Source organism: Rhodococcus sp. IEGM 1381, assembly GCF_030056795.1.
Lineage (GTDB): Bacteria > Actinomycetota > Actinomycetes > Mycobacteriales > Mycobacteriaceae > Rhodococcoides.
Window position 1 is genome coordinate 95,036 of the sequence record NZ_JASHKQ010000014.1, and the last position, 12,604, is coordinate 107,639.

General features: G+C 65.9%; 12 protein-coding genes. 5 read left to right on the forward strand and 7 right to left on the reverse strand.

The window, feature by feature from the left end; genetic code table 11:
* The first annotated feature begins 159 nt into the window (after positions 1-159).
* From QM797_RS21785 to QM797_RS21800, 4 genes are read left to right on the forward strand one after another with little or no spacing between them, the layout of a single operon-like run.
* Positions 160-927 carry a DeoR/GlpR family DNA-binding transcription regulator gene (locus QM797_RS21785; RefSeq protein ID WP_283277738.1) on the forward strand — a complete coding sequence of 256 codons (768 nt, stop codon included), beginning with the start codon at positions 160-162 and terminating at the stop codon, positions 925-927.
* Positions 924-1,934 (forward strand): 1-phosphofructokinase family hexose kinase, encoded by a 1,011-nt coding sequence (locus QM797_RS21790; RefSeq protein ID WP_283277739.1) that lies wholly within the window; start codon positions 924-926, stop codon positions 1,932-1,934. Before QM797_RS21785 ends, QM797_RS21790 begins: the two co-directional genes overlap by 4 nt.
* Before the next feature lie 11 nt (positions 1,935-1,945).
* Complete coding sequence (locus QM797_RS21795; RefSeq protein WP_283277740.1) at positions 1,946-3,994, forward strand: PTS fructose transporter subunit IIABC; 2,049 nt, start codon at positions 1,946-1,948, stop codon at positions 3,992-3,994.
* Positions 3,995-4,037: 43 nt separating this feature from the next.
* Complete coding sequence (locus tag QM797_RS21800) at positions 4,038-4,295, forward strand: HPr family phosphocarrier protein (RefSeq protein ID WP_283277741.1); 258 nt, start codon at positions 4,038-4,040, stop codon at positions 4,293-4,295.
* An 8-nt stretch (positions 4,296-4,303) separates the two neighbouring features.
* On the opposite strand, the gene QM797_RS21805 is transcribed toward QM797_RS21800, so the two are convergent.
* From QM797_RS21805 to QM797_RS21825, 5 genes are all read right to left on the reverse strand, one after another.
* Positions 4,304-5,392, reverse strand: coding sequence for a hypothetical protein (locus QM797_RS21805; protein ID WP_283277742.1), 1,089 nt, complete (start codon positions 5,390-5,392; stop codon positions 4,304-4,306).
* Between the two features lie 5 nt (positions 5,393-5,397).
* Positions 5,398-6,939 carry a GTPase HflX gene (gene hflX, locus QM797_RS21810; RefSeq protein ID WP_502942374.1) on the reverse strand — a complete coding sequence of 514 codons (1,542 nt, stop codon included), beginning with the start codon at positions 6,937-6,939 and terminating at the stop codon, positions 5,398-5,400.
* Between the two features lie 79 nt (positions 6,940-7,018).
* On the reverse strand, positions 7,019-7,888 hold the full coding sequence (dapF, locus tag QM797_RS21815) for a diaminopimelate epimerase (RefSeq protein ID WP_283277743.1): 870 nt from the start codon (positions 7,886-7,888) through the stop codon (positions 7,019-7,021).
* A 10-nt stretch (positions 7,889-7,898) separates the two neighbouring features.
* Positions 7,899-8,834, reverse strand: coding sequence for a tRNA (adenosine(37)-N6)-dimethylallyltransferase MiaA (gene miaA, locus QM797_RS21820; protein WP_283277744.1), 936 nt, complete (start codon positions 8,832-8,834; stop codon positions 7,899-7,901).
* On the reverse strand, positions 8,827-9,549 hold the full coding sequence (locus QM797_RS21825; RefSeq protein WP_283277745.1) for a class III extradiol dioxygenase subunit B-like domain-containing protein: 723 nt from the start codon (positions 9,547-9,549) through the stop codon (positions 8,827-8,829). Before QM797_RS21825 ends, miaA begins: the two co-directional genes overlap by 8 nt.
* A gap of 152 nt (positions 9,550-9,701) precedes the next feature.
* On the opposite strand from QM797_RS21825, the gene QM797_RS21830 reads away from it, so the two are divergent.
* On the forward strand, positions 9,702-11,201 hold the full coding sequence (locus QM797_RS21830) for a DUF349 domain-containing protein (RefSeq protein ID WP_283277746.1): 1,500 nt from the start codon (positions 9,702-9,704) through the stop codon (positions 11,199-11,201).
* Positions 11,202-11,262: 61 nt separating this feature from the next.
* Here QM797_RS21830 and QM797_RS21835 read toward each other — a convergent pair whose 3' ends face one another.
* On the reverse strand, positions 11,263-11,850 hold the full coding sequence (locus QM797_RS21835) for an Rv2732c family membrane protein (protein ID WP_283277747.1): 588 nt from the start codon (positions 11,848-11,850) through the stop codon (positions 11,263-11,265).
* The coding region (locus tag QM797_RS21840; RefSeq protein ID WP_283277748.1) for a radical SAM protein at positions 11,847-12,604 on the reverse strand (758 nt) is incomplete at its 5' end. The genes QM797_RS21840 and QM797_RS21835, both read right to left, overlap by 4 nt.

The window sequence follows — 12,604 nt, forward strand, 5'->3', positions numbered from 1 at the left end:
GGATCCTGCGTGAACAAAAGGTCTTCGTACTGTTCGGCGAGCTGTGGCGCACCCAATTGCTTGCCTGTGTTGTGACCGAGATTACTCCAAAGCCTTGACATGTCAACACACACGGGCGTAAAACAACATAAAGCAACATCAACCGGGAAGGAGACGCAGGTGTACGCCGAAGAACGACAGCACGCGATTGCCGAACTGATCAGTACACATGGCCGTGTCTCCGTCAACGATCTTTCTGCCACGTACGGCGTCACCACCGAAACCGTGCGGCGCGACCTCGCCACTCTCGATCGAATGGGAGTCGTCCGTCGCGTCCACGGTGGAGCAGTACCCGCATCAGCACTGACCACACTCGAGCCCGGCGTCTCCGAGCGAGAATTCACTCGCGCAGACCAGAAGGACGCAATCGCAGCCGCGGCGTTGTCCTTCCTGCCGCCTGTGGGCGGCAGCGCGGTGTTCGACGCCGGTACTACCACGGGCCGGCTGGCAGGTCTGCTTCCACACGATCGCGAACTGACATTGGTGACCAACGCGGTACCGATCGCCGCTCGAGCTGCCACCATGCCGAGCATCAATCTTCGGTTGCTCGGTGGACGCGTACGCGGAACCACTCAGGCGGCCGTCGGCGACGAAGCACTGCGGGCCCTCGAATGGCTTCGGGTGGACGTCGCGTTCATCGGCACCAACGCCATCAGCGTCGGGCACGGGCTGTCCACCCCGGACAGCGACGAGGCTGCAGTCAAGCGTGCGATGGTCGACGCGGCGAATCATGTTGTCGTACTGGCAGATTCGTCGAAGATCGGCCGCGAGCACCTGGTGAGTTTCGCCCGAGTGGAGTCCATCGACGTCATCGTCACCGACAGCGACATCTCGACCGACGACCGTAAGAATCTCAGCGACAAAGGAATCGAGGTGGTGATCGCATGATGGTCACACTCACGGCCAACCCGAGCATGGACCGCACGGTCACACTCGACGCACCGCTCGTCCGCGGCGGCGTGCACCGGGCATCGACGTCGGCCACAGACCCGGGTGGCAAGGGCGTCAACGTCGCTCGTGTCCTCGGCGGATCCGGAGTCGAGGCGTTGGCAGTTCTCCCGGCCAACGTCGGCGACCCGCTGCTCGACGCGATGGCCGCGAAAGGAGTGCACTACTCGGCAGTCCCGACGTCGGGGCCGGCCCGAACCAACATCACGGTCAGCGAGATCGGTGGTACGACCACCAAGATCAACGAGCCGGGCGCAACGGTGTCGGAGCAGACCCGCGCCGAACTGCGCAAGCGGATCCTCACTCTCGCGGTGGACGCCGAATGGGTCGTTCTGTCGGGTTCTCTCCCGCCCGGCCTGCCCGTCGACTGGTATGCCGAGCTCGTCATTGCGCTGCGGGCCACCTCGGCAAAGGTTGCGGTGGATACGTCCGACGAGCCTCTCCTCGCTCTCGCACACGCATTTCCGGCATCGGCACCGGATCTGATCAAACCCAATTCCGAGGAACTTGCCCAGCTCACCGGGTACGATTCCGATGAGCTGGAAAGCGCAGCAGCACTGGGTGATCCGACAGCCGCGATCGCTGCCAGCACAATTCTTCTGGGCCGAGGTGTCGGCGCGGTACTGGCCACCCTCGGTAGTGCCGGGGCCGTTCTGGTAACCGAAAACGGTTCCTGGTATGCCAGTCCGCCTCCGATCACCGCGGTGAGCACGGTCGGTGCAGGCGATTCCTCGCTGGCCGGCTACATCCTCGCCGATGCCGAAAACTGTTCCAACGCAGACAAACTTCGCCGCGCCGTCGCCTACGGAACGGCAGCAACCGCACTTCCAGGCACCACGCTTCCCCTGCCCGAGCAGACCCACCCGAATTCGGTGACGGTCCGTGCGCTCGACATCCCCACGCCCGTCACCCCGTCCACACTCTCCCCTTCTTCGAATCGTCTCTAGGAGTCTGCACAATGTCCACCCCCACCGAAGATCAGCAGATCATCGCCGAGGATCTGATCCTCCTCGACGCCGATCTCGGCGAATCCAAGGAAGCCGTCATCGAACGCCTCGCAGGTGTTCTGGCCTCAGCGGGTCGCGCAACCGACACCGATGCCCTGCGCGACGCCGCTCTGGCCCGCGAAGCACAGTCGGCCACCGGCCTACCCGGCGGCATCGCCATCCCCCACTGCCGCTCCGAGGCGGTCACTTCGGCCTCGCTCGGGTTCGCCAGGCTCAGCCCGAAGGTCGATTTCGGTGCCCCCGACGGCCCCGCCGATCTGGTGTTCCTCATCGCTGCGCCGGCCGGTGCCGGTTCCGCGCACATGAAGTTGCTCTCCAGCCTGGCGCGGGCACTGGTCAAGCCGGAGTTCGTCACCTCGCTGCGCAACGCGTCCTCGGCAGCCGAGATCGTCTCGCTCGTCGACGGGGTCATCAACCCGGCGGCCAACCCCGCCGCAGCCACTCCTGCCGCTGCACCTGTCTCCACCGCCAAGCACAGCGCGGCGGACACCCCCGCGGAGGCGTCGTCGGCCCCGAAGCACATCGTCGCCGTCACCGCCTGCCCCACCGGAATCGCGCACACCTACATGGCTGCCGACTCCCTCGTGGCAGCAGGAGAGCGTGCCGGAGTCACCGTCCACGTCGAGACCCAGGGCTCGAGCGGCAGCACGCCGTTGGATCCCTCGATCATCGCCGGAGCCGAAGCAGTCATCTTCGCCACCGATGTGGGCGTCAAGGGCCGCGAGCGTTTCGCCGGCAAGCCCGTCATCTCCTCGGGCGTCAAGCGCGCCATCAACGAGCCCGACGTCATGCTCACCGAAGCCCTTCGCGCCGCGCTGAACCCCGATGCAGCCCGTGTCGGCGGTACCGCGGTCGCGGCCGGTTCGAACGACTCGGCCGGCGAACTCGGCTGGGGCACCCGACTGCGGCAGATCCTGCTGACCGGCGTCAGCTACATGATTCCGTTCGTCGCTGCCGGTGGTCTGCTGATCGCTCTGGGATTCTTTATCGGTGGCTTCGAAATCAAGGACATCGCGGCCGACGTCGTAGTGAATTATTCACTCACCGAACTGCCCGACGGCGGTTTGAAGATCTATCTGGGTGCCGTGCTATTCCAAATCGGAGCGCTGTCCTTCAGTTTCCTGGTTCCCGCGCTGGCCGGCTACATTTCGTACGCCATCGCCGACCGGCCGGGCCTCGCACCGGGATTCACCGCCGGCGCGGTGGCTGTGCTCGTGGGCGCAGGCTTCATCGGTGGTCTGGTCGGTGGCCTCATCGCCGGCTTCGTCGCTCTGTGGGTCAGTCGGTGGAAGATCCCCGCCGTCCTGCGCGGTCTCATGCCGGTGGTCGTCATCCCTCTCGTTGCTTCGCTCGTTGTCGGTGGTCTCATGTTCTTGGTCCTCGGAAAGCCGCTCGCAGCTATCACCAGTGGGCTGACCGACTGGCTCAACGGCCTCAGCGGCTCTGCGGTGATCGTCCTCGGCATCATTCTCGGCCTGATGATGTGCTTCGACCTCGGCGGACCGGTCAACAAGGCTGCCTACGCCTTCGCAACGGCAGGCCTGTCTGTCACCGACACCGCGTCACTACGCATCATGGCAGCGGTCATGGCAGCCGGCATGGTGCCGCCGCTGGCGATGGCCCTCGCCTCGACCGTTCGGTCGCGTCTGTTCACCGAGGCCGAGCGCGAGAACGGCAAGGCTGCCTGGTTCCTCGGAGCAGCATTCATCTCCGAGGGCGCGATCCCGTTCGCTGCTGCCGATCCGTTCCGCGTCATCCCCTCGATGATGGCCGGTGGCGCCGTGACCGGCGCGATGATCATGGCGTTCGACGTCACCCTCAGTGCCCCGCACGGTGGCATCTTCGTCTTCGTAGCCATCGGGAACCTACTCGGATTCCTCATCTCGCTGGCCGTGGGCACCATCGTGGCCGCGTTCCTGGTCGTCTCCGCCAAACAGTTCATCAAGGGTAAGAACGCCCCGTCCGACGCCGAAATCGATCCCGCACTCGCCGGCGTCTGACACTCGTTACGATCGCAACGAACCCACTACGAAGGAGCAGCACATGCCCAGCACCACAGTCGCCGTCGGATCCTCGATCGGTCTGCACGCTCGTCCCGCAGCACTGATCGCCGACGCCGTCGCCGAAGCCGGCGTGGACGTCACCCTCGCAGTGGCCGACTCGGAGCCGGTGGACGCAGGTTCGGCCCTGATGATCATGACGCTCGGAGCCACCAAGGGCACCGAAGTCACCGTCAGCAGTGACGACCAGACAGCACTCGACAAGGTGGTCGCACTCGTCGAAGCTGATCTGGACGCCTGACCAGAGCGCTAGCGAGAACGCCTCGATCGCCGGACGGTGAATCCCACCGCTCCGGCGATCAGCACCACCCCGGCAGCGACGGCCGCTCGGAATATCCATTCCGAGTCCGTCGCTGCCGGCGTTTGCGAAGACTGCTCATCCACCACGACCGGCGAATTCTGTTCTTCCGCAGCAGGTGTGGGCGCGGAAACATCCAGCACGGCCGCGTCGGGAATCCCCAGAATGGGGGGAAGCGTCCCCGTTGTCGGTCCGAAGCCGGCCTCCGATGCGATGAGCAGCGATCCGTCGTCGGTGAAAGCCATGGCCTCGCCTTGCGGCTGATCGGGCAGCGGCACCACCGCGCGCGGCGCAGCAGGGTCGACCAGAGCAGACGCGATGTCGCCATCGGTCGGCTGGAACAGGTACGCGTCGGTGTATGTGCGTACCGCGGCGACGATGCCGTCTTCGGTCACCGCTCCCCCGGTCGCCAGAATGGATCCCACCACGAACGGCGGCCCACCGACCGTGTCCGTCGCGGTGAACGCCAGATCGCCCACCTTGCGCATCGGCGTCGGCCCCGGGCTGGTCAGATCGGCGACGGATTCGTCGCCTGCAGGTACGTACACTCCGCTGACGCCCGAGAGTTCCTTGGTGACGATCACCGGTCGACCGCCGGGTTCGATCAACACCGTCTCGGCGTCGTGCGCGCCGTCGGGGTACGTGAGCCGGTGCAGTTCGCCCGCGCCCGTCGTCGGGTCCATTCGCGTCAATGCCACTGTGTCGCGACGCATCTGGTTGTCGCCGATGTCGGCCAACCACAGCGAACCGTCGTACGCGGTCAGGTCCTCGACGTCGTACGGGTCGACGGGTACGTCGATCCACCGTTCTACAGCACAGTTCGCGTCGAGCACCGCGACCCGATCGTCGGCTCCACTGTCTCCGATCGCGTACAGAACACCGTCGATCGACGTCATCCCGGACAGTTCCGCGAGACCGGGATCAGTTGGCAGACAGTATGTTTGCGTGTCGATCGGTGCAGCGAACGCCGTTCCGGAGAACGTGGTGGCGGTGGCGACCACAGACGCCGCAACGCCACGCACCACCAGCCGTGGCCCCATAGACGTCAGGCGCTGGGGACGATAGCCGTGAACTCGACGAGCGCAGCTGCCAGAGACTGCGGTACCCGAGCTTCGACGCGAGTGCCGTCCTCTTCGTGCGTGGACTGCACGATTCGACCGTCGGTGTGGATCCGTGCGACCAGATCGCCGCGGGTGTACGGCACGAGGACGTCCACCAGTACGTCGGGCTCGGACAGGATCTCGCCGAGGTGATCGCGCAACGCGTCGATACCCTCACCGGTCTTGGCCGAGACGAATCGCGCGCCGTCCAGCAGGCCGCGCAACTGCGTGAGCTGCACCGGGTCGGCAGCGTCGATCTTGTTGACCACCAACAATTCCGGCGGCATCTTCGCATCCTGCTCGCGAACCACGTCGGTGATCACTTCACGGACGGCCTTGATCTGATCGAGCGGCAGCGGATCGGAGCCGTCGACCACGTGCAGCAGCAGATCGGCATCGGTGACCTCCTCGAGCGTCGAGCGGAAGGCCTCGACCAACTGAGTCGGGAGATGCCGGACGAAGCCGACGGTATCGGTCAGCACGATCGCGCGGCCGTCCTCGAGAGTCGACTTACGCGTCGTGGGATCGAGGGTGGCGAACAACGCATTCTGAACCAACACGCCGGAACCGGTCAACGCGTTCAGCAGACTCGACTTGCCCGCGTTGGTGTAACCGACGATCGCGATGGACGGCACCGTGCCGCTCAGTCGCTGTTCCCGTTTGGTGTCGCGGGCCTGCTTCATACCCTTGATCTCGCGGCGCAGCTTGGCCATCCGCTCACGAATGCGTCGGCGGTCGGTTTCGATCTTCGTTTCACCCGGTCCACGCAGACCGACACCGCCGTTGCTGCCTGCGCGTCCACCGGCCTGACGCGACATCGATTCACCCCAGCCGCGAAGCCTGGGCAACATGTACTCCATCTGAGCGAAAGCAACCTGCGCCTTGCCCTCTCGCGACGTCGCATGCTGCGCGAAGATGTCGAGGATCAGCGCGGTGCGGTCGATGACCTTCACCTTGACGACCTTCTCCAGCGCGTTGAGCTGGGCGGGGGTCAGTTCGCCGTCGCAGATCACCGTGTCGGCTCCGGTCGCGAGCACGATGTCGCGGACCTCTTTTGCCTTACCGGAACCGATGTACGTCGCAGCATCGGGCTTGTCGCGCCGTTGCATCAACGCTTCGAGTACCTCCGAGCCTGCCGTCTCGGCCAGCGCCGCAAGTTCGGTCATGCTGGACTCCGCCTGCGCAGCAGTCCCGGTGGTCCACACTCCGACCAGCACGACGCGTTCGAGGCGTAGCTGTCGATACTCGACCTCGGTGACGTCGGTGAGCTCGGTGGACAGTCCGGCCACTCGTCGCAGCGCGGTGCGTTCTTCGAGTTGCATGTCACCCGAGGACGGCGAGTCCTCGTCGTTGAGCGGAGATCGGGCCAGCCGCCTCGACCACGCGTCGGATTCCTCGCGGGTCCATGCAGATGCGGTATCGGGTGAACCGTCGGCATTCTGGTCGACCGGTTCGCCCGCAGGTGATGTTTCATGTGAGTTCGTCATACATCCCCCATGATCCACGAAAATCCCAGCGTGTGCACGCGGGTTTCGGCTCCGCACACACATCAGGCCCGAGGAGACGTCAGTTCTGGGCCTCGAACCATCGGTCGTCGATCTCGCCGCGGGCGAGCAGGACCGAAGGCCCACGGAGGGTGGCACCGACGTGATCGATGTTCACGCGAACCCGACCACCGAGTACACCGACGCTCACCTCACCGGTCTCGAGGCCCTCGTACGACAGCGCCGCCGCGGCCGCGGCCACCGTGCCAGTGCCACACGAGCGCGTCTCGCCGACGCCACGCTCGAACACCCGCATCTCGACGCCGCCGTCGTCCAGCCTGGTCAGCAGCTCCACGTTTGCACCGCGGGGAAAGAACTCGGTGTCCAGCGTCGGCGGTGCGGACAGGTCGAGCGCGCCGAGAGCCGCACGGGTGAGCGTGCCGTCGACGCAGGCCAGATGCGGGTTGCCGACGTCTATCCCGACGCCCTCGTACGAGCCACCCGCAATGGTCACCGAGCTCGAGCCCATCAACGTGACATCACCCATCGCAACGGTGACGTCGGCGTCGGTGTCGTCGAACGAGTGCACCGTCACCGCGCGCGCACCGGCCCGCGAACCCACCACGAACTGATCGCGATGTTCGAGGTCGCGCACGCGCAGATAGTGGGCGAACACGCGAACGCCGTTGCCGCACATCTCGGCTATCGTGCCGTCGCCGTTGCGATAGTCCATGAACCAGTCCTCGGGCTCGACACCCGACGGCAGTCGATCGAGCACGCCTGCATCTCGGAGCACACCGGCTCGGGCGACGCGCAGAATGCCGTCGGCACCGATGCCCTGGCGTCGATCGCACAACACCGCAACTGCCGACCTGGTGAGTTCGAGCTCGGCTGACGGATCCGGCAGTACGACGAAATCGTTCTGCGTTCCGTGGCCTTTGGCGAATTCCATGGCCCCCAGTCTACGGGGGGTCGATGACACCCAGGGCGTCCGAGGTCAACGTGGACGACGCGCCGTCGAGCCAGCACACCCGGTCGTCTCGGCGGAACCAGGAACGCTGCCGTCGCACGTAACGCCTGGTACCGATGAACGTGCGCTCGCGGGCGTGCTCGATGTCGTATTCCCCCGCCAGTACCTCGAGAGCCTGCGCGTACCCGATCGCCCGCGACGCCGTGACCCCTTCACGCAATCCGAGCCCGAGCAGGCTCTCCACCTCGTCGAGCAGTCCGGTGTCGAACATCAGCCGGGTGCGGGTATCGATTCGCGCGTCCAGCTCAGCAGTGTCGCGATCGACTCCCAATATGATTGTGCCCCAACGTGGTTCACCGATCTTAGGTGCCGATGCCGCGAACGGTTGCCCGGTCAGCTCCACCACCTCCAGCGCACGGACCATGCGACGACCGTCGGTGGGCAGAATGGACGCGGCGGCCTCGGGATCGGCCGCCGTCAACGCGCGATGGATCTCGTCGACCCCGTCGCGGTCGAGCACGTCTTCCCATTTCGCGCGGACGACCGGATCCGTGGCCGGAAAAGCCCACTCGTCGAGCAGTGACTGCACGTACATCATCGATCCCCCGACGATGATCGGTCGCCGACCTCTGGATCGGATGTCGTCGACGTCCGAGACGGCAGCGCCCTGGTAGCGCGCAACGGTCGCGATATCGGTGACCTCGAGCACATCCAACTGGTGGTGCGGTATGCCGCGACGGTCTGCCGCCGGCAGTTTCGCGGTCCCGATGTCCATCCCCCGGTACTGCTGCATCGCGTCGATGTTGACGATCTCGCCGCCGAGCGTCTCGGCCAGATCGAGAGCCAGATCGGACTTGCCCGTGGCCGTCGGCCCGATCACTGCGATCGGGGTCGTCGCCGGGTCGTGCGAGTCGGGTTCGTCAGGCACGGGACCACGTTCCGACGTAGTACCCGACGCCGAAGGGAGCCAGGCGGTACAGCTCGGTAGCCGTGATGGCGTCCGAGCCGACCGCGGCCGCCAGTACCTGCCATGCCGCCCGTCCGGTTACGCCGACTGCCGCGCACAAGTCCTCATCGAGCTGCGCCAGCGCATCGACATCGGCCGCGGCGAGGGCATCGTCGATCCTCCGCTGAATCGCTTCGGCCCGCTCGTCGAACGAGCCCGGTGCCTTCGCAGTCAGCGTGTTCGCGCCGTCTGCCAGCACCAGAATGCCCCAGCTCTCGGATGACGCGTCGAGTTCGCGCCGCAGCTCCGCGCCGAGTGTCGCGCACCACTGGGCACTCGCATCTGCGGGGACCGTCCGGACCTCGACCGCAGAGTCTGGATCACTCGCTCCGCGCAACCAACCGGCGATCAGGACGGTCAACGGCAGTTCTGGGTCCGGCAGAGTCGACAACGGTCGATCGGACAGTCGCACCACGACGTCGACGCCGAAGCCGCGAAACGTACCGACTGTGGTCGCGTCGTACGTTCCTTCGGTGTGATCGACACCGATCGCGATCCACCGGTCGACTTTCGACGTCAGCTGCGTCACCGCCTCGACCGCGGCGGCACGAAGATCGGCCGTCTCGGCCGCACTGGAGCCCGTCAGTTCGGGGACGAGCAACGGTGGGGAGGGCACCAGGGCCGCGGCACGAAACACGAACACCACGCTAGTCGGTGGCGCGACTTGGCCCGACGAGTCCACCTCGAGTCGTCTGAGCTGTTTCAATGGTCCGATCGGTCGTCACCTAGTTCAATGGTGTCCAGATCGCGAGTGAAGGCAGCCGTGACGCGCGGCAGAGATGAGGAACAATGACCGACCCGAACGCCGGCACGCCCACCGAGGCCACATCCTCGGATGTACCTGCCCCTACCCCCGGTGCCGCCCAGCCCGGCACCTCGACCCCCGGCGAATCCGAGCCAGGCAACGCACCGAAGCCCGGCAGCGGCCCCAAGCCAGGCGGGGGACCCAAGCCCGGTGGTGGACCCAAGCCCGGCGGCCCAGGTGCTGGTTCTCCTCGTCCCGGCGGTTCGGCCGGAGCCAAGCCCCACCCGACCTCCTCGCACGTCACCACTGTGGTTCCGACGGTTGCCCCGGCAAGCGATCCCAGTAAATTCGGCAGAGTCGACAACGACGGCGCTGCGTGGGTGACCACCGCTGACGGCGAGCGGCAGATCGGGTCCTGGCAGGCCGGCGACGCAGCCGAGGGCCTCGCGCATTTCGGTCGGCGCTACGACGACCTGGCCACGGAGGTCGGTCTGCTCGAGGCTCGATTGACTTCGGGCACCGGCGATGCCAAGAAGACCAAGGCCGCAGCCTCCTCGTTGCTGGAGAGTCTGCCGACCGCAGCGGTCATCGGCGATCTCGACCTGCTCGCCCGACGACTCGACGCCGTCATCGAGCACTCCGACGCCGCAGCGGCCGTGGCCAAGCACGAGAAAGAACTCGAACGAGCCGAGCACACTGCTCGCAAGGAGGCTCTCGCGGTCGAGGCCGAGCAGATCGGCGGCGAATCGACACAATGGAAGCAGGCCGGAGATCGGCTACGCGAAATTCTCGACGAGTGGAAGACGATCCGCGGGGTCGACCGCAAGATCGACGACGCCTTGTGGAAGCGCTACTCCAAGGCCCGGGAGAACTTCAACCGCCGCCGCGGCGCGCACTTCGCCGATCTCGATCGCGAGCGAGGGGCAGCGAAAGTCCGTAAGGAAGAGTTGGTCGAGCGCGCTACAGCGTTGTCCTCGTCTACGGACTGGGGTCCCACCGCGGCCGCATTCCGCGATCTCCTGGTGGAGTGGAAGGCGTCCGGGCGGGCTCCACGCGACGCCGACGACGCCCTGTGGAAGAACTTCAAAGCTGCCCAGGACGTCTTCTTCGCGGCCCGAAACGCCGCGGCCTCCGAGCGGGACGCCGAGTTCGATGCCAACGCCGAGGCCAAGGAAGCCCTGTTGGCCAGAACCCACATCGATCCGAGCAAGGATCTCGACGCCGCCCGCTCGGCCCTGCGGGATCTGCAGGACAAGTGGGATGCCATCGGCAAGGTTCCGCGTGAAAAAATGCAGGAGCTCGAAGGCAAACTACGCGCGATCGAGAAGTCCGTGCACGACGCGGTGGAGTCGCAGTGGCGTCGTTCCGACCCCGAGGCTGTCGCCCGCGCTGCTCAGTTCCGCGAACGGGTAGCCCAGTTCGAGGATCAGGCGGCGAAGGCGACGGCAGCAGGAAAGACGAAGGACGCCGAGCGTGCGCTGGCCCAGGCACAGCAGTGGCGTGAGTGGGCCGACGCGGCCGAGAGCGCCGTCGACGAGTTGTGACTCGACACGTCGAGCCGTTCCGCCGCCTCCTCTTCGGGACCGGGGAGGCGGCCGGTTCGGTCTACGGGGCCGAGTGGCCGTCCCACAGTCGCAGCTTCTGTTCGCCCGACGCGGCCGCGATGCGTCGCTGTTCCTGAGCCGCGAGTTGCGAATTCGTCTTGTTCCACACGGCTTTGAGCCAGTGGAACGTCAGCGCGATCACAGCAATCCAGGCAATGATCAGACCGAGTCCTGGTCCGCTGCCCTGCAGGTTGTCCGGCACGGTCTGCCGCGACCAGATCGAGAGCATCCCGAACACCGACGACACCGCGCAGCCGGCAAGCGCCGCCCAGGCCAACGCCCACATGCGGGTCACCAGCGCGAGTACGGACATGACCACACCGAACGTCAGTACCAGCACGACGAAGATGCGCGACGGCAGCGCGATCGATTCTGCTACTGCCGCGTCGCTACCCGAGAGCACATCGAATCCGCTGGCAGATCCGGTGTGCGGCAACGCGAACGTGACCAGTAGGACCAGCACCAGCCCGGCCACGACCATGGCCCGCGCGCCAGGGTCCAACTCGGTCATCACCGCTCTCTCGGTTCGTTCGAGTTCCTCTGCGGATCGAGAAGGTACGACGCGGTCGGGTCCGTCTGTCTCGGTCATACGGTGCATCCTGTCTGAACCGGAAGCGGCGCCGGTGCGCCGATCGAGGGTAGTCCGAGGCCGACACCGATCGGTGCCGTCTTCGGCATGACGCCGCGTTCGTGCGCGTCGCCTGCGGCCGTGCGGCGGTGCGTGAGCACTCCCGCATCGGCGATGAGGTGGTACGGAGCGGCCGCGGTGAGGGTGGTCGTCACGACGTCGCCCGGGCGAATCTTGCTCGCTCTCTCGGCGTCGACGGCAAAGTGCACGAGTCGACCGTCTCGTGCTCGACCGCTCATCCGATGCGTAGCGGCATTCTTGCGACCTTCACCGGTGGCGACGAGCAGTTCGACCTCGGTTCCGATGAGCGCCTGGTTGGCGGCGAGAACGATCTCTTCCTGCAACGCGATCAACCGCAGATACCGTTCTTGCACAACCTCTTTGGGTACCTGATCGGGCATGTCGGCGGCCGGGGTACCGGGACGCTTCGAGTACTGAAAGGTGTAGGCGTTGGCGAACTTCGCGCGTCGCACCACGTCCAGGGTCTGCTCGAAATCCTCTTCGGTCTCGCCCGGGAAGCCGACGATGATGTCGGTGGTGATCGCTGCGTGCGGCATGGCCGCACGCACCTTGTCGATGATGCCCATGAACTTCGTCTGCCGATAGGACCTGCGCATCGCCTTGAGGATTCGATCCGATCCGGACTGCAGCGGCATGTGCAGAGTGGGACAGATGTTCGGGGTCGACGCCATCGCCTCGATCACGTCATCGGTGA

What these genes read in the sequence shown, in the direction of transcription:
- QM797_RS21790 (WP_283277739.1), top strand. Translation starts at nt 924, where the DNA reads ATGATGGTCACACTCACGGCCAACCCGAGCATGGACCGCACGGTCACA.
- QM797_RS21795 (WP_283277740.1), top strand. Translation starts at nt 1,946, where the DNA reads ATGTCCACCCCCACCGAAGATCAGCAGATCATCGCCGAGGATCTGATC.
- QM797_RS21800 (WP_283277741.1), top strand. Translation starts at nt 4,038, where the DNA reads ATGCCCAGCACCACAGTCGCCGTCGGATCCTCGATCGGTCTGCACGCT.
- QM797_RS21805 (WP_283277742.1), bottom strand. Translation starts at nt 5,392, where the DNA reads ATGGGGCCACGGCTGGTGGTGCGTGGCGTTGCGGCGTCTGTGGTCGCC.
- hflX (WP_502942374.1), bottom strand. Translation starts at nt 6,939, where the DNA reads ATGACGAACTCACATGAAACATCACCTGCGGGCGAACCGGTCGACCAG.
- dapF (WP_283277743.1), bottom strand. Translation starts at nt 7,888, where the DNA reads ATGGAATTCGCCAAAGGCCACGGAACGCAGAACGATTTCGTCGTACTG.
- QM797_RS21830 (WP_283277746.1), top strand. Translation starts at nt 9,702, where the DNA reads ATGACCGACCCGAACGCCGGCACGCCCACCGAGGCCACATCCTCGGAT.
- QM797_RS21835 (WP_283277747.1), bottom strand. Translation starts at nt 11,850, where the DNA reads ATGACCGAGACAGACGGACCCGACCGCGTCGTACCTTCTCGATCCGCA.